Here is a 21,823-nt window from a genome sequence, read left to right as displayed (position 1 = left end):
GTTAAACGCCTGAGAAAGAGTTGGATACGTCTCCCCCGCCTATTCCTGAGCGTTTTTGGGGATTTTTCAGAATCTTTTCCAAGATTTACTCTGAAAACGCTCTTTTCAGGCTTTTTTTGTGGTTTTCTTCACTAAAACTCTTTTTTTCTGGTTTTAGTGGCTTATTGAGTTTGACTTCGAAATCAATTGAAGTATTTATAAAGATTCCTATTTGGCGCACTGTTTGCTTGTAGTTACTGCCTCTTTTTGCACACCCGTTACGAAAACTGATGAAAAAACCACGCTCGCAACACACCCAACCCACACCCTATTTTCCCAAAACACCCAAAAACACGAGTTCTACGAATATCTCTCACCAATATCCGCTTATTCTCCGCGCGCACAGTACTTCTTAAGCAGTGCGTAATAAGCAAATACGTAGAAAACAAAGAGCACCCAACCAATGTTTGCATGAAAACTCGTCACTGCGAAATCGGCGCTAAACTCAACGCCGATAATGCTTAGGATAATAACTCGTATCGCTGTAAGAATGAACGCGCCTGCAACCCCTACTGCGAGTAGTGTGAAGGTCTTTGCATCCTTTCGTAAAGAGTCATCAAAAAAAAGAACAATTGCAAAAAGAAAGAGGAAGAGTGTTGCAGATTCTATTCCTGAACAATCCCTTGCAATAATAACAGAGAAATCATTTACGCGCAGTAAAGGTGTTTCATGCCCCGAACTCGCCGCGGCATCATAAAAAAGGGAGAGAAATTTGACTGCGATTTGATTAACCATATTTGAGAAATATTGCCAGTTCTTTGTGAAGAACACTTTGATGAAACGATAGACGATCACAAATCCTGCAAGCGCTACGAGTTTCTTCCACTCGTTTTTTACCGTCTTTTGCCAAAAAGAAATTCCTAACATCGCAATGGAAATAAAGAAAATGAAAAAAGAGTAGGTTATGGACGAGCCGGTAAACGAGTAGAACCAATTTTCCTGACTCGTTGCGTAACCATAACGCCACACATAGTACTGTACAAGGAACGTTATGCTTAGAAACCCAAACATCAGTGCTTCTTTTTTTCTGTCCTTGCATCGCACATAATTTGGCAACAACCTCTCCTCGTCCATGAGAAAAAATAAACCAAACAGAATAAACGCTAGAATGTGGAGTCTCTCAAAGATTACCGTGTACCAAAGAACGTGATGGAAGAGTAATGCGAAGATTTGAAGGATTATTGGTGCAAAAAACACAAGGAAAAGCAAGAAGCCATATGCGATGCGAAATTCCTTGAGAAGATCGCGTGAATGGAGATCACTGCGATTCATTTGTTTTTGTCTTCGTTTTTGACTCATGAGTTACTTCCTGGGACTCTTGAATTTTTGTTGAAAGGCTTGAATGATCTTGTTGATCTGATGATCCTTGTTGTTTCTGCTCTTTTTTCAAATCCTTTTTTTGATTTTTCTTTTGTTTTGAAGCGTGTTGTTCTATTAAGAAGCTTTTCTTTCTCGCATACGTTGCGGGGTTTTTTATCCTCGAGCAGAAATTATCAGGAGTACAAAAGCCAAGGTCTTTGTAGTATGCCTTGTTATCGCAATTGGGAGGAAGAACCGCTTTTTTTGACTGGCGATGATACCGTATGTGTCCTTTTAGTTGGACTTCTCGCAAGGGTTCGGGATTGAGAGTATTCCACTCGAGTAAGCGCTCCTCAATGTCTTCATATGTCCAACCGCATGAGCGCAAAAAATTGACAAGGATGAACAACGCTCTTTTTTTCCCGTCAGGAATTCCTCTTAAAATTGTTTTGATGCAAGGAGGGAATAATTCTTCGGGCACTTTGTTTTGTAATTGTTCAAAATCCACAGAAGATGTTTTCTCCGACGATTCTACGAGGATTGTTTGTTGTGGTGCTACAAAGTCAAACGCTGCGATGAAGAGTTTTTTAGCCTCATCAAATTTTGCTTGAGATCTATTAAGAAACGGCACTTCAACACGCACGTTTTCAGGGCGCGCATCTTCGCGGTTAAATGATAATATCTTTGAGGGATCAACTGGAATGGATACCAGCCCTGATTTCTCATTAAGAGAGTATGGCATTCTGAACAGATGGCGCGAAGAGATGAGAATAGTGTCAATATCAACTATTGAGAACGGGTTGAACTCTCCGCGAAGTTCAACATCTTCTTTTTTTAGCTGTAGAAGATTGCAAAGCTGAGCAACGGAGTACTTTTCAAGAATTTTCTTTTTTAGGTGTTCTTTAATCATGTCATTGAGATATTCTGCAATTTTTTTGGGTCCTTCTGGGAACAAGTTTTTTGTGGGTGTTCCATCAACAATTTGAGGAAAAGCTTCAAAAGGAACAGCTATGTGAAAGCCATGATTTCCTGAGAACTTAACTGTCACTGAAGTAATAGCGTGGTATCTAAGTGCTTGAACAATGAGATCTGCAGCGAATTGAGAACAGTCAAAGAGTTTTGAATCAATATCTAAAATAAGATCCCACCCTATTCGTAGATCGTCTTGGTCTGCTCGTTTCATTCCTGGCTCAAGAAGCAAGGGGTTAAGCCAGGTTTCTTCAGACATGTGAAAGGAGGTGATCCCTCTTTGTACTTGTGAGAACACATCACTAGGAAATTGTAAGATATCGGGGCGTTTTGCATAGCCTTTTCCCCCAAAACTTCCCACAACTTCCTTGTTTTGGGCAAATGATGCTATTGCTTCTTGAATCTCGGGACGTTTGTAGTACAGAATAACCGTGCTTTTGTCCATATCCTTATACTTTGATCCCATGGCAGAGCAGAAGATGTTAAGGTATATATGTGTTTAGAAGATGTATTTAGAAGAAGTGTTTAGAAGAAGTGTTTAGAAGAAGTGTTTAGAAAATCGTTTAAATAGAGCGATTGTAAGATCCTTCTTGAACGTCCTTGTCTATACCTCCGCATAAGCAGCACAAGATAGGAAGAAATCTCTTGAAAACGTCCCAAAAAATGATAAACATAACGCCCATAATTCAAGAAGAGCGCATTCTTTTAATAACGGCACCTCTTCTTTACGTTGCGTCATGAAGACAACACGAAATGAGTTAGCCTTATTTCTTGAAAAGCTACGAACTACCCGGAAAAAAATCATCGTAGAAGGACATAACGACGCGAAGTCTCTTGAACAGCTTGGTGTCTCTGCACATCTTATCTATGAACTTGACACCGCTCTTGAACTTTTTGCGGAACGATTTGCTCATGAAGAAGTTATTCTCCTGGTAGATCTTGACAAAGAAGGGAAGAAGATCTATGCAAAACTACGCAATGCACTCATTCGCAATGGTGCAAAAGTGGATAACTATTTTCGTGAATGGCTCTTCAAAAATACCGATGTGAGACAGGTAGAAACACTAGCAGGGTATGTTGAAAAACAACGCTACTCATACTTCTCGCTAAGAAGTCGTTGAATCTCCTTTGCTTTTTTCTCTCCTATGCGAGAGATGTTCTTAAGTTCATCTTCGCTTGCATTGAACACCGCTTTTACCGAACCAAATTTCTTGAGAAGGGTTGGTGCAAGGGTAGGGCCCACATTTGGAAGGGCTGAGACTATGTATTCTTGTGCTTGCTTGAGGGATCCTTTTGACTTATTTGTGTGAACTTGTTGCGATTTAAAACCACTATCCATCTCACGTTTTGCAATTTGTTTGAGCACTGCTGCAGTCTCGTTATGATCCTTTGTTTGCAGAAGAGGAATTGCAAAATCAACAAGGATTGTAGCGATCAAACCCCTAATCGCATTAGGATGAATGTTACGTTGAGCGTAGATGTTCTGCGAGCCTTCAACTACGAGTATTGGCCTCTCATAATGCTCTTTCATTGCTTTAAGCTGGGAAAAAATTCTGCCATCAATCAAAGAATCAACAAAATCTTTTACTGTTTTATACTCTACACAAACTCTTTTTGAAAGAACGAAATCTCCAACGTGAAGATGTTCTACTTTACAACTCACTCCTTCGCGAATAAGCTCTTTGATGACTGTTGATCCTTTTTCTCGGTGATCAGCAAAAATATTTATTTCTTCTTCAGGAAGAGTGAGCGTTTTTTGTAAGCGGGTTTTTCCCACAAATTCTTTTTTTATTTCTTTAAGATCAGCGTACATACGTCTTTCTTTGTGATGTGCACTCCAGCGGTAGATTTCGTCACGCGTTCCTTTTGTTACAAAAACAGTAACCCCCCCTCTTTCATTTCTTCCCGTTCTTCCCCTTCTTTGTATGGTGCGAATTGAGGAAGGTATTGGCTCATAAAACAAGACATGATCCACACGAGGGATGTCAAGACCCTCTTCTGCGACACTTGTTGCGACAAGAACGTTAAATGCGCCTTCTCTGAATGATTGCAGCATTTGTCGCTGTTCTTTTTGCGTAAGTCCTTTTTCTCTCTTGTTTGCTTGACCTACGAAAAGTTCTGCCTTGATACCCTTACTCGTTAGATAGTTTGTTAGTGTTGATGCAGTGTCGCGAAACTGATTGAACAGAATGATTTTTGCACAAGGGTCACCTTGCAAAATATGGGAGATGTGTTTTGTTACTTCAAAAAGTTTGGGATGTTCTTCTCCTTTGTCCTTGAGTTGTTGTGTGAGTATGCGTGCTGATTTTATATTGACATCACATGCAAGGTTTTTCACCGCTTTTGTTGATGTAGATGACGCTTGTTGGTAAATGCTCTCAAGATAGAGGTAAATTGCGCTTATTCCCTGTGTTTCTATAAGCTCCAATGCGTGTTGCACTTTCATTGCTTCTGCGGTAAGAGATAGTGCTTTAAACAATTCAGGACTTGTAACTCCTGAACTCATCTCGGCACGGAGTTGAGCTTGTATTTTGAGAAGATCTGTGCGCGAAAGCAACTGCGCAGATTTTATGAAACCCGCATCTCTAATCGCTGCGATTTTTGATTTAAAACTTGCCTGTAATAAACTGTGTACTTTCTTAAACCCTGGAGGGAGGTCTACATAGACGTAGTTTACCTTGACTTCTTGGATGTAGGGTTTGACATCAGGATCATCATCGCTTCGCATCTCAATATCTTCTATGAAGAGATTTTCACAAACCTCTCGTATCGCTTGGGTTTTTGATCCTGGAGATGCTGTAAGTGCGAGAATTCTAGGGTTTGATGCCTGGTTCATGTAATGCTCTGCGATAAAAGAGTACGCGTAGTTTCCTGTTGCTCTATGAGCTTCATCAAAAACAACAAGAGAAACATCCTTTAAAGAAATACGATTCATAATCAAATCATTTTCAATTCCTTGAGGAGTTGAAAAAATGATTTGCGCATCTTTAAATTTCTGTTCTCTTTTTTGCGCCTTCACCGCACCGGTAAGTAATGCGAACCGATCGGCATCAATGAATAAATGTTCTGAAAATGATTTGAAGTGTTGATCAATAAGAGGTCTTGTGGGGGCGAGAACGAGTATTTTAGAGTTCGGATAGTTTTTAAGTCTGTTAAGGAGTGTGAGAAGCGCAATAACCGTTTTTCCCAACCCTGTTGGTAACACAACTAACGTGTTTTTGAGTGTTGTGGTATTTAGAATTGTTTGCTGATATAGACGAGGAACAATTCCTCTAAGTACTGCCTTCGTGTCACTATTATTTGAGTCGGAGACTATCACCTAGTGAATGATGCTTGGATTGTTTAAAAACTTCACGCAGCGCTGTCCAGTGTCCAGTGCTCTTTGAGAAACTCAAACAAATTGAAAATTTGCGTCCATGTGCCGAAGAGTACAACCAGAAGAAACATAGCGAGTAGGACGTACTTTGAAGTCATGAAATCTTCAAACATTTGCACGTATATAAGGGTAACGATAATAAGAATGATGAAACTGGAGTATAACGTACCCGTCACCATTTCGCCAGTTACCACTGCTTATCAATGGATGCAAAGACGTACCACGTTGCATATGCTCCGAGTAGAATGCCTGCAATGAGTGAAACAATCGCAGATGAGAAGAAGAGGAGTATTCCCATACCTATTGCAAATACGAGTGAGAACACGTAGAGGTATTTTGCGCCGAAAAACACCTTGGACCCATCAAGCGGAGGTATGGGCAACAAGTTAAAAACAGCGAAGAGAACGTTAATGAACACTGCTTGCATGAAAAAGTCTTGAGCGCCAATTCCTGAAAGTGCTTTGAAAATAATTGCTAGTGCCATATTCGCAGCAGGCCCTGCAAGTGCTATTACTGCAATTGCTCTTTGATTAAGTCCTGGAAAAAAATGCCCTATGCGAAGGCGTTCCACGACTTTGAAATGCACCGCTCCTGGTGCGATAAACACCACTCCCGTAAAAAACGCAATTAACATACTTGCAATAAGTCCACCAGTCCATTTCTTGTAGGTTGCTTGAACACCAAGAAAAAGTGCAACTGCTCTGTGTGCAAGTTCGTGCGCCAAAAAAGCAACACCAACAAGAACGAAGAATTTTAGGATTCCTTCTATTGCTGAGCTAAGAGTGACTGTTGAAACGTCAAGAGCTGAGAACCAGAAGACAAACGTAATAACCGCAGTAGACACTGCAAGATCAATGACTTCTTGGCGAGAGAATCTACCATACTTCTTCCAAAGATACATTGCGCTGCGCATGAGTTATGAAGAGCGATGTGAGTTTTTATGTTTTGGGATTTTGTGAGTGAGTTTCAACGGATTGTGAGGTATTTTTTTATCTTTCAGGCATTTTCGAGTGTTGAGAGCTTGATTGTTTTTTCGTGTGTTGTTTGAGTAATTCAAGCATTCCTTCCTCATGTCCTGCACCTACAACTACAACTACCAAGCCATCATACTTGGGTGCGATCTCCCTTAGTTTGCGTACCATGTATTGATTGCGCTCTTCAATAAGTACTTTGTAAAGAGAAGGGTATCTTTCTCGTAGATCTTTGATGAGTTTTGCGATAACGTCCTTTGAAGGTACTTTTTTAAGATCAAATTGTTCAAGACCTCTTTTTTTGAGCTCCCGTTTAGGAAAAAGAGCTGCTCGTACTACATCTGCGAACACTCTTAGTTTTTCTCTCCAGGTGAACACTTGAGAAATTCTTCTTAGTGTGATGTATATTGGTTGGTCAATGAGCTCAAGAGGAATGTGCTGTTTACGAGCTGCTCTTACTGCTGCACGCATATCATCTCCTGGCTGCATCCCTATATGTTTTGCAAGTTTTTTTTGCACGTAGGAGCCTATGAGTGCGAAAATATACCCCTGCAGTCCTACTTTGCGAATCATTCTCCAATCGCTTTTGGTCTCTTGATTGAACAAGGATGCAAGGCGTTGTGCATCAAGCTCAATTGCCACTGCTTGGACGTCTTGCTCACGTATTGTTTGTTCAATACGTTTTACAGACTCAGGAGAAATATGCGAGGTTCCAATCACTACTAGTCTCATGGGTCAGTGACGACTCTCGTGGGTTTATAACACTTGAGGGTAAGGTTTATAAACGTCTTGCACACTTGTTGCATAAAGAAACGGAGGTCTTCACCATGCTAAAATTACATCGCATTTCAGATTCTTACAACATGAAAGTCTTCACCGAAGATGGAGAATACTTTGGAGACATTGAAGAAGCAGTACTTACTCGATCAAAAGTGTACGGTTGGAGAGTCAAAGCAACAAAAAACAGTTACCTCTCAGAAGTTCTTGGATCCGCAAAAGGAGTAATTGTTCCTCACCAACTTGTCAAGGCAATTGGAGATATCATGCTTATCTCACGAACTGCCATGCCAAGTCAGCCACCCGCTCCAGAAATGGAATAACGCTTCTTAAATTATTTTTACTTACTACGACTTCTTCTACGCATTTTACAATACCATCTTACGATACTCTTGTTTACACTTCGTACTCAACAAGTTTCTTTTTAGCATAGAATGTTTTGTCATGACCCTGCTGACGCACAAGTTCCCAAAGAATAATTTCAGACTCTGCCTGATTGGGTTTTCTTAATCCCCCCTCATCTCGAATGAGAAGATTGTTGTACATTTTCAAGTATACATCAACAGTTCTCTGAGTTGGAATGGCAAAGGGATTCATCTGCAAGGGAACTATGTTCTTCTGTTCATTTACCGCAGCATTGATGATTTTCAAGTATGCTGCTATGGGCTGTGCTGTTGCGGGAATATAGGTGGAGCACTCCTTTTGCCAGGAAAACTTTTTTCGTAATTCACGGTACCGTTGATGTTCATTGGTGTGATCCCAACGCATCTTTTGCCACAATGCATACTTTTGTTCCGTATCTGAAAAAGGTACTTGGTGAAATGATATGGTGTAACGAGGGTGTTTTTTTCTCCTACTAGGTATGCTTACCACAACGTCACAGCCCTCCCTTTCAACCCTTTTGCTCTGCGCGTAAAAGGTGATGTCTTGATTGCCTAGTCGCGCATCGTAAATGTAGAGTAGTGCTCCTGCCACGCATTGGTCAAGAGAGACAATAACCGTTCTTTGATCAAGACCTCTTGCTTTATAGCTATATCCACAAAAGAAGGGATCTTTAATTGCGTTAAATGCTTCTTCACGTAGGAGCACAGGAGTTTTTTGATCTTGTCTTGCTTCTTGGTCTGAGCGGTAGCGTCTTAAGCGTACTGTTCGTGCATGCTTTTTGAACTTATTTGCGCAAGAGAACTGTGGGGGGATGATGGATCCTTCAAAAATTGCTTTGTAATCCTTTGGGAATTCGGCTAATTCATTAACAAGCTGTTCTAAACTGGACGTAGCAACACCAAGAGGTAATTTGCTGATACTTGATTGGGGTCTGTGTGCGAAAAATGTTTTTTGTTGCATGTTCCTACGAATACTTCACCCCTAAATGAATTATGGTGGTGACCATAATCACCACTTATTGTGTGGTGTTTTCGTACACCTCTTTTAAATAGTAGTTCTTCGTCTCACCTTCAATGGATCTTAAAGCTCTCGAGGAAGCAGGACTTACCACAACAGAAGCAAAGATCTACTTTATTCTCCTTGAACAAGGATCAAGTCTTGCAGGAACTATTTCACGCAACACAGGAATACACCGACGATCAGTCTATGACGCAATTGAAAGGCTCATTGAAAAAGGCCTTGTCTCATACATCAAAACCAATAATCGCAAGTACTTTGAAGCAGCAGACCCTTCACGCCTGCTTGAAATCATCAAGGAAAAAGAACAACACATACAAGAACTCCTCCCAAAACTCAACGAACTCAAACAAAGAGAACAAGAAAAAAAAGAAACACTTTTCTTTCGAGGAAGACCCGCACTTAAAACAGTCTTTGATGACCAAATCAAAGAAGCTCAAGAAATTCTTATCCTCGGAGACGATATTGATGTGAACAATATTCTCAAATTCTACTTTCCTCATTTTGACAGAGCAAGAAAACAGAAAAAGATTTCTATTCGCATGCTGATCTCTGAATCAGCCCGTAGTGACCCCAACCTTAAAAAAATCCCCCTTGCACAGATTCGCTTCGTGGACAAACCCGCGGGAAAAACAAGCTTCTATATCTACAAGAATACGTGCTCCATTGTTGTCTGGGAAGATGAACCAAAAGCAATTCTTATAAGGGAATCTGCAATTGCACAATCATTAAGGGATTATTTTGAAATCCTGTGGAGAAACGCCAAATGAACTTCATTCTTACAAGCATCACACTCACCTTTCTCGTAGCACAATTCATTAACATTGCCTTGCGCACAAAAAAACAAGGAAGATTCACTCTTCAAAATGTGTTTATGGACGGGGGCATGCCTTCTCGTCACGCAAGCATTGTTACTGCGCTGACCTATAGCGTAGGCCTTGTTGAAGGATTCAACTCAACACCGTTCTTCATCTCACTTGTCTTCTCCCTCCTCGTCCTACGTGACGCAATAGGAGTTCGACACAACGTTGACACCCTTGCAGGAGTACTAAACAAACATGTAAAGAAGCAAGAACGCATTCACGTTATTTCAGGACATACCAAAAGACAAGTACTTGCAGGAGTTCTCCTAGGACTATTCATTGTTACTCTGCTCTATTATTTGTAACAGTTCTTCTTTAGTTATTTGCTCAACACCCTCTGCTAAGCTCTTAATACCCATTTCAAAACTTTGGGGGTCTGCAATCTTAGCATGAGTGTGGGGGATAATTGTCCAACGCTTTTGCATTTCTGAAAATGGATTAATAAAGTGCACAATTAACTGTTTATACTTTGCAAGCTCATCAAATACCTTGATGAATGTCTCAATATTTTCTGCTGTGTTGTACAGTGCAATTCCAAACGCATCGCAAGGAGTAAAAGAGCGTACTTTTTCCAGAAGGTCATCTTGAGAACATACCACATAAGTTATGGTTCGCTCCTTTTCTTTAACGAGTAACCGATCATCTTTTCTTTGTATTTCAACAATTCTGCGTAGCATTACATCTTTATGTTTTAAGAATTCCTCAAGCCATTCAAGAAGGTATTCGCGTGGAGTCATAGGACTTCACCCACGTTCATAGGAATTGCTGGTAAGTTCATATGGTGTTGCTCGTATTGATTATTTTGTGATCGCCCAGCTCATCTGTGGGAGGAAAGAAGCTATATCCTATATGCTCAGAGCCTTTAAGGAAGAGTTCATACCCTTTTTGATTGTAAATAAACCTTCTGATGCGACCTTGATCAATGAATTCATTTGCAATCCCGAAGTCTTGGTACACTTCTTCTTTTGAGCGCCCATACTTAGACTCTCCAACCAGTCTTGGATACTGCGAAGAGAGTGTTATTCTACGAACAACCCCCCTATCAAAATTAACAACAAAAAGAGGAGTTTCATTTTCTTTATAGTAATAGTTCGTTACGTTTCCTAAATCATCTATTTTTTGAGGGTATCCTCGTGCAGCGATGACTTCTTCAAAGGACATTCCCAACGTGATGTTCTCAACACTTAGTTGTTTAGAAGTGAGGTTTTGTTCTACGAAATCAGTTGTAGTAATATCATAGATGTTATGAGACGAATGTGGCGTACAAGCAACAAGAAGAAAAAGAATGCTAATAAAGAGAGGTTTCATCGTCAATTGACTCCAAGAGTTCTTGAGCTTTTCCTGAAAACACTTCAACTACGCGACTTCCTGAACAATAAGGACAACAAGACACGCGAAAACTCTTCTTCCTAGAAAATTTATATTTGCATTGAGCGCATTGGTAATTGATACTATCTTCTTGGATTCTTTTGAGAAGTCGCCTCTCTTCGATAATGCTAGGGGTTTGAGAAATTCCCTTGCGTCTTTGCTTCTCAAGACCGAATTTCTTTGCAAAACACACATCGCACACAAGATCAATGCCGGAGAGATCAAACTTGATTCGCTCTTTGGGCACTTTTGTCCTGCACTGTGCACAAACATATGTTTTGAAAATGTTCATGGTAGGACGGGTAGGAATTTTTATTTATAAATATTCTTAATGGTCTGTTTATCTCCTGCCTCTTGTTCTTTAGAACGTTTCACCCCGCGCGAGAATTTTAAATCGTCTTGTGGATAATCAGATAAGCTGTTTTCCATCTTTTTTGATGTGGATAACATTGACTGGGCAGCTCTGAGCGCATTCCATGTTTAACTCGAACTCTTCTTCGCTAAACTCTTTGATCTCCCAACCATCCTCTCTAAGCGTTGAATCAATAACATCGGCTTTTCCGTCACGAGCCATTCGCCAAAATTGAGGGAAAATTGCAGCGCAAGCACCGCAACCAATACAATCAGGACGATTATGCTCCACAACAAGTTTAGTCTTGGTCATACGCTAAAACTTGAACCGCAACCGCAGCCCCCTCTTGCATTTGGATTATCTACCTTGAGCCCTGCACCTTGCAAAGAATCTATGTAATCAATGCGCGAGCCCTTAAGGAAGGGTACAGATTCTTTGTCCACAAGAACTTTGAGACCATCATACTCAATAACCTCATCGTCTGAAGAAATAGTATCATCAAAAAAGAAATTGTAAGAAAGGCCCGAGCAACCAGATGGGACAACCTCAATGCGAAAATGGTAAGATGCGTTTCCTTGTTTTTCTCTCATCTGCTTGATTTTTTCTTGTGCTGCGGGAGTAAGTTCCACTACGCCGCGAATTTCTTCAATCGGTTTTGCTGCAACTTCATTAACTTCTTTAAGCATGCGTTCAAACACTTCTTGAGGCATGCCATGTGTTTGCGCCCCTTGTTCAAGTGTTTCAAACGCGTTTACGTGACATCCAACACAGTGAAGACCATATTTGAGAAAAGTGTCTACTACTTGAGGATACTTTCCAACAACATCTCCTATGGTCATGTCAGGCGTTATAATCTGTTCCATCGTAGTGTAAAAGACGTGAAGAGGTATTTAAACATACCCCCTTCACAAAGTGAAGACTTTGCTTCTTGTACCTTGCGGGAATTTGTGTTGGTCTAATAAGCCCTGAATTAAATAGCTCTGAATTAAATCTTTCCCACAAGATCGAGCCCCGGTTTAAGCGTTTTTTCACCAGGCTTCCAATTTACAGGACACACCTCACCTCCGTGTTCACGGGTGAATTTAGCTGCTTGAATCTTTCTCAAAAACTCTTCACTTGATCTTCCAATGCTGTTATCATGGATCTCATATGCTTTGAGAATGCCATCGGGATCAATTAAGAATGTCCCTCGCAAGGAGAGGCCTTCTTCGTTAATGTATGTTCCATACGCTTTGCAAATTTTACCTGTTGGATCAGCAAGCATGGGGAATCTTATCTTCTTAATGGTAGGAGAGTTATCGTGCCATGCTTTATGCACAAAAACAGTATCTGTTGAAACAGAGAGAATTTCAGCCCCCTCCTTTTGGAATTGATCATAAGCATCAGCAAATGCTCCAAGTTCTGTTGGGCAGACAAACGTAAAATCTGCAGGGTAGAAGAGGAGAACAACCCACTTACCCCTGTAATCTTCAAGAGATATTTCTTTAACAGTGTCCTCATGATATGCTTGAGCTGTAAACGTGGGTGCAGGTTTATTTATTTCTGGTTGGCAAATTTTTTCTTCCATTTTCTTCATCCTCCATTATTGTTCCTGGTGAAACGCCCCGAAGAGGTTTTCCTCTCGGAGTTGTTTTAAAAGGTTCGTGAACCTCATACGAATCAATAATTTCTTCTGCTTTTGAACGATCCCTCTTCACTATCTTATAAAGACTATCATTTTTTCGCACCTTACACGCGATAGGAAAGGAAACAATTGTTTTCTTTGCAGTTGTTGTTTCGCCATTCTCATCGTGCAAACTCTTCACCGTTGTTTCAACGTATCCCGTTGTGGGACCAGTAACTGCAATAGTGTCTCCAACGCTAAGAGTGACATCTTCAAGTACTGCCTCTGCAATTCCCTTTTTAGCATAGTAGTTCAAAATTTTCCCTAAACGCTGCTTTGATGTTGTAGCTTTGGATCCATAAATTCCCGCCCAACTATCATTTGTGGGAGTTCCTAATAAAAAGTTCGTTGTAAAACCCCGATTATATACTGTTGTTAATTCTTCAAGCCACTGCGCAACTTTTTCTTTGGTAAATGATCCTTGCTCTATTGCCTGCAACGCTTCTTTGTATACTTTGGTTACTTTAAACACGTATTCAGGTCCTTTTGCGCGTCCTTCTATTTTGAACACGTCAATTCCTGCAAGAACAAGTTTATCGAGGATAGGTAGTGCGCAAAGATCCTTTGGACTCATGACGAATTGGTTGTCTAGAATGAATTCTCTTCGAGGATCCTCCACATCTGTTATGCGATATTCTTTTCTGCACTCTTGTAAGCACTGCCCTCTATTTGCAGATATGCGATTGTGAAATTGTGACATGAAACAACGGCCCGACTCCGCAACACATAATGCTCCGTGAACAAAAACCTCAAACTCAACGTTAATTCCTTGCTCCTTGAGTTCTTCTTTCATTTTTTTTGTCTGGGCAAGCGTTACTTCTCGTGCGAGAACAAGACGAGGTGAAAATTGAGCATAGAATTTTGCAGCATCAATATTTGCAATAGATGCTTGTGTGGATATGTGACATTCGATTCCTTTTTCCCTTGCTTTTTGAATAACTCCGAAATCCGTTACAATAATGGCATTAACACCTGCCTGTTTAATGGCATCAAGAATTTTATCCACCCTTTCAAGTTCATGATTATACACAAGCGTGTTAAGTGTAAGATAGCATTTTACGTTCTTTTCATGGCAGCGTTTTGCAACTTCTTTGAGATCTGTGATGTCAAAGTTTCTTGCTGAGCCTGAACGCATGTTAAGTCCTTTTATGCCAAAATAAATTGCGTCAGCTCCTGCTTGTAGTGCTGCTGCAAGTGTTTCCCAGTCCCCAACAGGTGAAAGTAATTCAACCATAATACCACTCTCAAAGACCCTTCTTATAAGCGTAACGCAGGGTTTTAAAAAACGAGAAGTGCAAGTATGCCTATAACCACGGTAGTGCTAAGTGCTACTACAACTCTTCTTGAAAACAATGATTCTCCAAAGAGGTAGGCAATTCCCGCTTTGACTGCGGTATTTGTCATTGTTGCAAGAACAATACCCGTTACCGCAACGGTTGATGAAATATCCCCTGTTGCTGCGAGATTTGCAAGAGAAAGTGTGATTGCATCGACATCTGCAAAACCCGCTACAAGACTTGCTGCAAGGACCCCTTTTGATCCGAAAAACAACTGACCTAATTTAGAGAGGATAAGCACGAATCCGAAGAAAAGCGCGAATTTAAGCGCAGGTCCAAGTGCAAACGGTGTTGAAAAAGAGACTTCATGCTTATGTTTATGTTTTGATCTCTGTTTATGATAGAAATAATATGCTCCTAAAAAACCACTTAGCGTCATCGCAAATAAAGGAAGTGCGGCAAGAGAAAGAAGAGAAGGATTAACCACAAGCAATTCAACAAGTACTCGCACAAACATCACAGAACATGCAATGAGCACTCCAACTGCAGCTGCAAGAGAGATGCCCTTTACTCGTTTTGATTCAAGCGCCATGCTTGATGTTACCGCAGTGCTTGACACCATACCCCCAAGAAGAGCGGTGATACCAATACCCTTTCCTGCTCCTACCGTCTTAACAAGAATATAACCAATAAAGGAAAGACCTGAGATGAACACCACCATGAGCCATATCTTATACGGGTTAAATACGTCAAGCTGGCTTAGCACAGTGAAGAATTGAGGAGAAATAGCTTTTGAAACTGAAGCGATTGCACTGCTATCAGTAGGGGCAAAATCCACGTTTGGAAGAAAAGGGAGAACGACAAGCGTGATTACTGCAAATTTTATTGCTGCTTGTAATTCTGATGCTAACACATTTCTTGCAAACGTATGCAAGGGTCGTTTAAGCGTAAGTATGACGAGAATGAGAATGGCGAAAAGAACTGCGAATTGCGCGTACCCCTCAATTGCAACAGCAGCTAAGATAAAGGTGAGGATTGCCGTGAACTCCGTTGTCATCTCTCTTTTTCTCTCTGAGAGTCCTGCGAGTAGGTAATGTACCAGAATAAACAAAGAGAGCACTATGAAAGCAGCTGCGAACATCCACTGATGAAAGTCTACAAGAAGAGCGGTAAGAGATCCTAGTAGAGCAATCAGCATAAACGTGCGAACGCCGACCGTATCCTTAATTCGCTTTTGCTGAATTTCAATCTCCCTCTCAAGGCCAATCATCGCCCCAATTGCAAGCGCGATCAACATTTCAAATAAATGCTCTTCAAACATAAACAAAGAACAGCATGCTTGAACTTATATTCTTATTGATTACTTGCGGGTTTATGTATACAAGATACTTGCTTAATTCACACTCAACCAAAAAAAGGGGGAAAAAAAAAAAAAAAAACCTGCAACGCCGCCCTACCTGTTATCGCGAAGCTTTGCAAGAAGTCTTAAAATTTCAAGGTACAACCAAATCAGAGTTACAAGAAGACCGAAACCTGCATACCACTCCATGTACTGCGGAGCTCTATGTGCTGCTTTCTCAATAAAATCAAAATCAAGAAGCAAGTTGAGTGCTGCGATAGCTACGACAATAAGGCTAAACGCAATACCCACCGCTCCAGATTCAAACACAGGAAGGCTAATAGAGAAGAAACTTAGTACCAACGCGACAAGGTAAAAAACCACAATACCAAAGGTTGCAATAAGCAAACCTCTCCTAAAATTATCTGTTACTTTGATGATCTTCTGCTTATACACAAAAAGCATGCTCAAAAACACAGCAAGCGTAAGTCCCACTGCTTGAAACACAATACCCGGGTAAATAGCTTCGAACACAGCAGAAATGGATCCGAGCAACGCGCCTTCAAGAAGTGCGTAGATAGGCGCAGTAACTGGCGACCACTCCTGTTTGAAAATAGTAATAAGTGCCACGATAAACGCAGCCAAGCCACCGATGAGAACAAAACCCAATGCGTTCGGGTTTGCAAGAGCAAAATCCCATGACAGCAAAAACGTGAAGACGGTAAGCGCAATCAAGATGAAAGATTTATTGATTGCACCATCAACAGTCATTGCCTTATGACCTGATAAGGGCACTGCAAATGCTTTCTCGTTAAGTGCGGGATTTGACGTTCTCATAAGATAATCATAGGTAAAGGGATTTAAAAAATGGTATGTTTTCATCCTTCGTTTTGGGAAGATGCTAAGAAGAGCCAAGAGGAGTTGGGGCGGACTTGCAGGCACCCTACAAAAAAAATTAAACTGCGTGTTGAGGTGCTTGGTTCTGGAAAGAAGCTGCTGATGGCGATTATAACTCTTGTGATTGTCATCACACCTTTTCGGTACTGAGAACCAAATCTCTAATCACCTTTCATTTCACAGCATCGCTAAGCTACTTTGTCCTTACGTCCTTTCCTTTTTGTGGCAGGTTGTTCTCGACTGTGTTGTTCTCAACTGAATAGTGTGTTGTTGTACGCTCTTGGAGTTTATTTCCAAAATAGAGTTCACGCGTCGTTCCCCCTGGAAAATCAACGGTCACAGTGCGAGAATCAGGTATTCCGTCATTGTTTGCGTCAAGATCCGCTTCAAAGTAGGAATGTCCTCCTTGCGTCCATGCGCGCATTGCTCCTGAGTAATCCCACATTGCATCATTGTTTTCATCCCCTTCAATTCTTGTTATAAGACGTCCATCTTCTGCTGTGGATGAAACAAACATGGTTTCGGCTATCTTCTTTTGAACAGGGTCACCTTTCCACACCATGAGCCAATAGGACTCTTCGCCATCCTTAAACAAGGACATTCTGCCCTTTGAATGCTCAAAATAAAGTCTGAAGGGGTGGTAAGTGAACAACCTGATTCTATCATCCTCAAAAGATTCGGTTGTACAGTATCTTCTGCTTACACACTCTCTTTCTCTTAATGCCTTAGTTATTGCGGGAACTTTAGAAATCTCCTCACTTTCTTTATTGGGGGCCGCTCTTTCGAGGTGGGAGTACAGCTCTTCAATGAGCGGAGTGAGTTTTGAAACAAGATTTTGCGGTGCGTCTTGCTGTCTGTTCTGCGTAAAGGTGTTTGCGACAGCCGTTTCTGCTTTGTCAATAAGGCAAAAGAGATTTTTTATGTATTCTTCTACGGAGTAATCCAGTTCAACATGCGCAAGCGCTTTTTGCGACGTATATGAGAGGGCGCATTCTTTCTCGGCCATCTCCTGTGCGTAGAGTGGTGTCGCCCCCATAAGGAGCGTTGCAAGTCCAGTAATTATTTTTCTCTTCATACCTCATCTGAATGTTACATCACCATAACTTCTTTTTTCATATTATTAATATTAATAATATGATGAAAATATAACAGTCAGTTCGGCTGATAGAACTCCATGGAACGCAAAGTAAAAAGCAATGAAAACTCCGAACAGAAGTGGAGGGGACGAGATCTAGAATGCATACTCTCCCAATTGCACATCCCACCCCACCGTGTTGAGAGCGTTTTTCCTGAAATAGCCACATCCTACAAAACAATATTGCAAGAACGATCCCCTTTGTTCGCATATCAGCATGCTCAAGACAAAGAAGAAAGGAAGACAATTATCAGCAAAGCCCTTGAACAAAACAGTTCGTTTGGCGCTTCGTTCCTACGCCACACACTTAAAAACCCCTCCGAGCGAGATGAAGACGTAGAAGAACTTGTTTTTGAACAAAGTGACCCTCTCTCACTTCTCCAACCGCTTCTGCAGGAAGATCAACAAAATGAGAATACCATTCGAAGACTTATGCGCGGTATTGTTAAAGATCCCATAGGCACAGCCTTTGGAGGCCAGTTCATTTTTGATGCGCGCGTGCCTTGCGAGTATAAGAACATTTTCGGAGAGGAAAATCTGGCAAGGCTGATCGAACTACAACAAACCGAACATATACATACCCTCTTCCGTCTTGAAGCAACCCTCCTTAGCAATGCCATTCGCGCCTTCGTTGAGACAGAAAACAACCAAGGACTGTATGAGGTTATGTGCTATATCACAAGTAAAGCACCCATGCCAACTAAGCTAAACCTCGTTGAAAATAAGGCACTAAGAAGAGACCTAAATTATATGGTTGGAAGATGTTTTGCACCTTCAGCATTCAACATCAGAACACATGGAGATCTCGACGAACATTATGAACTAGCTATAGCCGGTCTTGAAAAAAGTGGGGATGTTAAGGGCTTGCGAACACTTGCTCACCACATTCAACACACACATACAGATCTTTACGAGAGAATACTTGAAAAAATAGGTGTTGAAGGAGGACCCTGCCCTCTGGGAAGAGAACTCCTTGAACAGGACACATTCCACGCAGAACACATCCTAAAAGAAGCAAAAGATATTGAGGCACTCACACACCAAGCTCTACAGTATCTCTCTCAAGGCGAAGTTACAAGAACAAGAATGCTCCTTGAAGATATTGATGATGGTAAACATCTTCTTGATGTTGTAAGAAAATATATTGAGAGTATTGCAACAAATGAACAATACGAAGAAGCTCCCATTAACACTCCTTTGATCGCAGACATCCTTTCCAAGTTTAATGACTGCGAAGGTCTTGAACAACTGGTCCATCTAGCAGAAAAAAGAGAACGCTATCCTGATGCATTTGTTGCTCTTAGCTCCCTTTTCAATATCACACACGATCCAGAACCTCTCAAAAGGTTTGGGAGATCAATAAGCAAAAGAGATCCTTGCACAGCCTATTGCGCCTTTGCACTTTCACACGACGAAGAGGGAATGTCTTCGACACGTCAACACTACGTACAGAAAAACCCTCTTCACGCATACAAATACTGTCACCTCCTCGGTGATGAAGAGGGGGTTAACATTTCACGCGAAATCATGTATGGGGAAATTGAACGAACATTCTGCGAAAACGCAATGAATTCCCCTTCAGAAGAATTAAAGGTATTTGAGTCTGTCGCGATTGCCCATGAGGACTATCTCGCACTGCGCTTTTTACTCCAACGCGATCTCCTTACGCGAGTTGACAAAGCATACCCTGTTTTTTACCAAAAAGGAACCCCTGAAGAGAAGAGAAGCATACGCCAAAAAATCATGCACACCTATGACTTCCCCTTTGCATACACCCTTTTCGAAGAGGGTTGTGATGAACAAGGAAAAGAAGAAGTGCTAGACTATATTTCACAAAAAACAGGAGCTCAAAAAGACAAACTAAGAGAACTGATATGTTCTCAAAAGGAATGTACTGGAGGATGATAAAAAATGAATTTGCCCGCATATAAAATAGAACAAAACGATGAGACCAACTATACGGACATAAGAGGCATCAAGAAATTATATGCCGCCCTCATCGCAGGCGCACTAAATGATCTGAAGAGTTATGATCCTCTTCTTTCTGATAATGCACGCAGATGGGTCAACAACAACCCACCCGAGGGACTGGAGTACGTTCTCACCTTCTCAGATGCGTGCGCTGCGCTTGGATATGACCCTACAAGTCTACGAAAAAAAATAGGTGAATAAGTTCCGTATACAAGAAAGATGAATTAATATAAAAAAACAAAGATTTATATTTTTGAATCTTTCAGCGTACTGAGTGCAACGAAAAATCATACCCCAAGGAAAAGGAGGGGCAACTATTTCTCTGCCCATTGACTGGGTGAGAAAACATAATCTCAAGGCAGGGGATAGTGTTTACCTCGAGGAAGAGCGAGATGCCCTTTTCATAACCTCCACGTTTAGAAAGAAAGAAAAAAGCAAAGAGATACTCTTCACACACACCCCCTCTCTTCAGAAGATAAGAACAATTGTTGCCTCGCTTTACAAAGCGGGATACACGCAAATAACACTCACGTTTCCTGAAGAAGCTCCTCATGCCGATCTTGCTACTCTTATCTCGACATTTACCGGCCTTGAGATCATCTCTCAAACACCGCGCCAAGTTGTCATACACTCATTTCTTACACAAGACCCTCAAGAAACAGAACAACTCATCACAAAACTATTTCACACGGTCCACTATCTCTTTTCCCATCTTTCGACAATTGACACAGAAGAAGGAAATGCCTATAAAATCAACACACGAAAAGTACGCGACCACTGCCTGCGCCTGATCCATACAACAAAGCACGGAGGGGATGTTACGTATGATTACTATGACATTGTTACCACCTTAGAAAAAATCACAACAGAACTTGCAAGAGTCATCCAACACAAGACTTGTTCACTTGTTTCAACACTTTTCCCCCATTTCGATAACCTGTATACAGCCTACCTCAAAAAAGATAGTGAGAAAAGCATGGAAGTCTATGATACTCTCCAGCGTATTCGCGAGAAAGATAATAAAAGAATGCAACGAAAAACATACGCAAAAAAATATCCTGTAGAAGTGGGATTTTACTATATCCTTGAGGAAAGACTCCTTCAGCTCGCCTCACGCGTGATAAGCACCACTCTTCAGAAAACCTAGAAGAGTATCTAATTCTTCTTCCATTTTGTTTCTCTCAGAACTCTGTGGCATTTCTTGCATACGCTGTGCAATACCTGCAACTTCGCGGGTGGCACTGTACACAGCCCCCCATCTCGTGCTAGCATGCAACTCGGCGAGGTAATCTTCCATCGTTGAAAGAGAGGGATAATGATCGCTTACGTTATCTGCACCAAGATACGTGTGTGCATAATCTTTAAGAAAACAATCCCACTCATCTCGGGAAATGTTTTCCTGTAGTAAAACCAGTGAGAGGTCAATGCCAACATGCCCAATACAGATATTTTCTAGATCAACAAGATACTTACCTACTCTGTTGTCTTTTTTTACGTCATGATGGATGCATTTCTGAAGAGGACTATGAGCAAGATAGTTAAGCGCATACGAAAAAAGTTCTTTATCAAACCACTCCAAACCAAGCCGACCACATTTTTCTGCGTATTTGTCAACAAGAAGATTTAAGTTTTCGAAGAGGTTTGGAAGAATAAAACCAGGATCTTCTTCATACAAAATGTCCTCTGCTCTACGGTGGAACGTTGCCAGGGTGCGCATCCAGTAATGAACATCCTTCACTTCGTTCTGTCCAACGTCGTGCTGAGAAGTAAGAAAGTGATAACCTACGCGAAGAGGACAACTCATTTGCGTTCTTGGTACAAAGTCAAAATGACGCGAAAGAACATACGTCGCCCATTGTTCACGAAATGCCTTTTGAGAATTGCGTGAAAGCTTAATGTGGTAAAAACCATTGTCTTTTCCTTCTCCACAATAGGTAATATTTGCACTCACGCGTTTCCTTGCTTCAATGTTCTTGAGCAACACCCAGAAATCAAGACCAGCATCAATGATATCGTCAGAAAGTCCTGCTTCTTTGAGCGCCTTGCGAAGCTTTTCGCTAAGGGTGGTTTCCTCTTCGCGAATTGCCTTTAACTCCCATTCACGAACGATTGTCGTAGAGGGAGGA

25 protein-coding genes are annotated in these 21,823 nt (G+C 41.2%); 8 read left to right on the top strand and 17 right to left on the bottom strand.

The window, feature by feature from the left end:
- Positions 1 to 366 precede the first annotated feature (366 nt).
- Positions 367 to 1,338: a hypothetical protein gene (locus tag D6774_03820; GenBank protein ID RME77639.1), complete on the bottom strand. Its 972-nt coding sequence runs from the start codon at positions 1,336 to 1,338 to the stop codon at positions 367 to 369.
- Positions 1,298 to 2,773 carry a hypothetical protein gene (locus D6774_03815; protein RME77638.1) on the bottom strand — a complete coding sequence of 492 codons (1,476 nt, stop codon included), beginning with the start codon at positions 2,771 to 2,773 and terminating at the stop codon, positions 1,298 to 1,300. Before D6774_03815 ends, D6774_03820 begins: the two co-directional genes overlap by 41 nt.
- Before the next feature lie 271 nt (positions 2,774 to 3,044).
- Between D6774_03815 and D6774_03810 the strand changes: the two genes are divergently transcribed.
- Positions 3,045 to 3,428 (top strand): toprim domain-containing protein, encoded by a 384-nt coding sequence (locus D6774_03810; protein ID RME77637.1) that lies wholly within the window; start codon positions 3,045 to 3,047, stop codon positions 3,426 to 3,428.
- On the opposite strand, the gene D6774_03805 is transcribed toward D6774_03810, so the two are convergent.
- From D6774_03805 to D6774_03795, 3 genes are all read right to left on the bottom strand, one after another.
- Positions 3,398 to 5,626 (bottom strand): DEAD/DEAH box helicase, encoded by a 2,229-nt coding sequence (locus D6774_03805; GenBank protein ID RME77636.1) that lies wholly within the window; start codon positions 5,624 to 5,626, stop codon positions 3,398 to 3,400. The two genes, D6774_03810 and D6774_03805, sit on opposite strands and share 31 nt — an antisense overlap.
- 244 nt (positions 5,627 to 5,870) lie before the next feature.
- Positions 5,871 to 6,596: a hypothetical protein gene (locus tag D6774_03800; protein RME77635.1), complete on the bottom strand. Its 726-nt coding sequence runs from the start codon at positions 6,594 to 6,596 to the stop codon at positions 5,871 to 5,873.
- A gap of 76 nt (positions 6,597 to 6,672) precedes the next feature.
- A complete protein-coding gene (locus D6774_03795) occupies positions 6,673 to 7,386 on the bottom strand; it encodes a hypothetical protein (GenBank protein RME77634.1) in 714 nt (237 codons plus the stop codon).
- Between D6774_03795 and D6774_03790 the strand changes: the two genes are divergently transcribed.
- A complete protein-coding gene (locus tag D6774_03790; GenBank protein ID RME77633.1) occupies positions 7,263 to 7,754 on the top strand; it encodes a hypothetical protein in 492 nt (163 codons plus the stop codon). The genes D6774_03795 and D6774_03790 overlap by 124 nt on opposite strands.
- 73 nt (positions 7,755 to 7,827) lie before the next feature.
- On the opposite strand, the gene D6774_03785 is transcribed toward D6774_03790, so the two are convergent.
- On the bottom strand, positions 7,828 to 8,775 hold the full coding sequence (locus D6774_03785) for a hypothetical protein (protein RME77632.1): 948 nt from the start codon (positions 8,773 to 8,775) through the stop codon (positions 7,828 to 7,830).
- 113 nt (positions 8,776 to 8,888) lie between these two features.
- Here D6774_03785 and D6774_03780 point away from each other — a divergent pair, with 113 nt between their 5' ends.
- Positions 8,889 to 9,602: a hypothetical protein gene (locus D6774_03780; protein ID RME77631.1), complete on the top strand. Its 714-nt coding sequence runs from the start codon at positions 8,889 to 8,891 to the stop codon at positions 9,600 to 9,602.
- Positions 9,599 to 10,000, top strand: a complete 402-nt coding sequence (locus D6774_03775) for a divergent PAP2 family protein (GenBank protein RME77630.1) — start codon at positions 9,599 to 9,601, stop codon at positions 9,998 to 10,000. The genes D6774_03780 and D6774_03775 overlap by 4 nt, the downstream gene beginning before the upstream one ends.
- Here D6774_03775 and D6774_03770 read toward each other — a convergent pair.
- The 9 genes from D6774_03770 to D6774_03730 form a co-directional block, all read right to left on the bottom strand.
- Positions 9,968 to 10,432: a hypothetical protein gene (locus tag D6774_03770; GenBank protein ID RME77629.1), complete on the bottom strand. Its 465-nt coding sequence runs from the start codon at positions 10,430 to 10,432 to the stop codon at positions 9,968 to 9,970. The genes D6774_03775 and D6774_03770 overlap by 33 nt on opposite strands.
- A gap of 37 nt (positions 10,433 to 10,469) precedes the next feature.
- Positions 10,470 to 11,003, bottom strand: coding sequence for a hypothetical protein (locus tag D6774_03765; protein RME77628.1), 534 nt, complete (start codon positions 11,001 to 11,003; stop codon positions 10,470 to 10,472).
- Entirely contained in the window at positions 10,984 to 11,355 is a 372-nt protein-coding gene (locus tag D6774_03760) for a hypothetical protein (protein ID RME77627.1), read from the bottom strand. Before D6774_03760 ends, D6774_03765 begins: the two co-directional genes overlap by 20 nt.
- 117 nt (positions 11,356 to 11,472) lie before the next feature.
- Positions 11,473 to 11,727, bottom strand: coding sequence for a ferredoxin (locus tag D6774_03755; GenBank protein RME77626.1), 255 nt, complete (start codon positions 11,725 to 11,727; stop codon positions 11,473 to 11,475).
- A complete protein-coding gene (locus tag D6774_03750) occupies positions 11,724 to 12,278 on the bottom strand; it encodes an iron-sulfur cluster assembly accessory protein (protein RME77625.1) in 555 nt (184 codons plus the stop codon). The genes D6774_03755 and D6774_03750 overlap by 4 nt, the downstream gene beginning before the upstream one ends.
- A 122-nt stretch (positions 12,279 to 12,400) precedes the next feature.
- Positions 12,401 to 12,982 carry a peroxiredoxin gene (locus D6774_03745; protein RME77624.1) on the bottom strand — a complete coding sequence of 194 codons (582 nt, stop codon included), beginning with the start codon at positions 12,980 to 12,982 and terminating at the stop codon, positions 12,401 to 12,403.
- Positions 12,948 to 14,312 carry a U32 family peptidase gene (locus tag D6774_03740; GenBank protein RME77623.1) on the bottom strand — a complete coding sequence of 455 codons (1,365 nt, stop codon included), beginning with the start codon at positions 14,310 to 14,312 and terminating at the stop codon, positions 12,948 to 12,950. The genes D6774_03745 and D6774_03740 overlap by 35 nt, the downstream gene beginning before the upstream one ends.
- A gap of 44 nt (positions 14,313 to 14,356) precedes the next feature.
- Positions 14,357 to 15,676, bottom strand: a complete 1,320-nt coding sequence (locus tag D6774_03735) for an MgtC/SapB family protein (GenBank protein RME77622.1) — start codon at positions 15,674 to 15,676, stop codon at positions 14,357 to 14,359.
- Between the two features lie 132 nt (positions 15,677 to 15,808).
- A complete protein-coding gene (locus D6774_03730; protein RME77621.1) occupies positions 15,809 to 16,531 on the bottom strand; it encodes a Bax inhibitor-1/YccA family protein in 723 nt (240 codons plus the stop codon).
- Positions 16,532 to 16,561: 30 nt separating this feature from the next.
- Between D6774_03730 and D6774_03725 the strand changes: the two genes are divergently transcribed.
- Positions 16,562 to 16,741, top strand: a complete 180-nt coding sequence (locus D6774_03725) for a hypothetical protein (GenBank protein RME77620.1) — start codon at positions 16,562 to 16,564, stop codon at positions 16,739 to 16,741.
- Positions 16,742 to 16,784: 43 nt separating this feature from the next.
- Here the strand turns inward: D6774_03725 and D6774_03720 are convergent, their stop codons facing one another.
- On the bottom strand, positions 16,785 to 17,666 hold the full coding sequence (locus D6774_03720) for a hypothetical protein (GenBank protein ID RME77619.1): 882 nt from the start codon (positions 17,664 to 17,666) through the stop codon (positions 16,785 to 16,787).
- Positions 17,667 to 17,765: 99 nt separating this feature from the next.
- Between D6774_03720 and D6774_03715 the strand changes: the two genes are divergently transcribed.
- The 3 genes from D6774_03715 to D6774_03705 all read left to right on the top strand — a co-directional run bounded on the left by D6774_03715 (position 17,766) and on the right by D6774_03705 (position 20,844).
- Positions 17,766 to 19,631 carry a hypothetical protein gene (locus D6774_03715; protein RME77618.1) on the top strand — a complete coding sequence of 622 codons (1,866 nt, stop codon included), beginning with the start codon at positions 17,766 to 17,768 and terminating at the stop codon, positions 19,629 to 19,631.
- 6 nt (positions 19,632 to 19,637) lie between these two features.
- The gene (locus D6774_03710) at positions 19,638 to 19,898 is read left to right on the top strand and encodes a hypothetical protein (GenBank protein ID RME77617.1); all 261 of its coding nucleotides are present in this window, start codon (positions 19,638 to 19,640) and stop codon (positions 19,896 to 19,898) included.
- Between the two features lie 73 nt (positions 19,899 to 19,971).
- On the top strand, positions 19,972 to 20,844 hold the full coding sequence (locus D6774_03705) for a hypothetical protein (protein RME77616.1): 873 nt from the start codon (positions 19,972 to 19,974) through the stop codon (positions 20,842 to 20,844).
- Here D6774_03705 and D6774_03700 read toward each other — a convergent pair.
- Positions 20,809 to 21,823: hypothetical protein (locus D6774_03700; protein RME77615.1), on the bottom strand; the 1,015-nt coding region annotated here is incomplete at its 5' end. The two genes, D6774_03705 and D6774_03700, sit on opposite strands and share 36 nt — an antisense overlap.

It is taken from the genome of Candidatus Woesearchaeota archaeon (assembly GCA_003695435.1).
Lineage (GTDB): Archaea > Nanobdellota > Nanobdellia > Woesearchaeales > UBA11576 > J101.
Note: the sequence above shows the minus strand (reverse complement) of the source record. Positions and strands in the feature narration are given on the sequence as shown.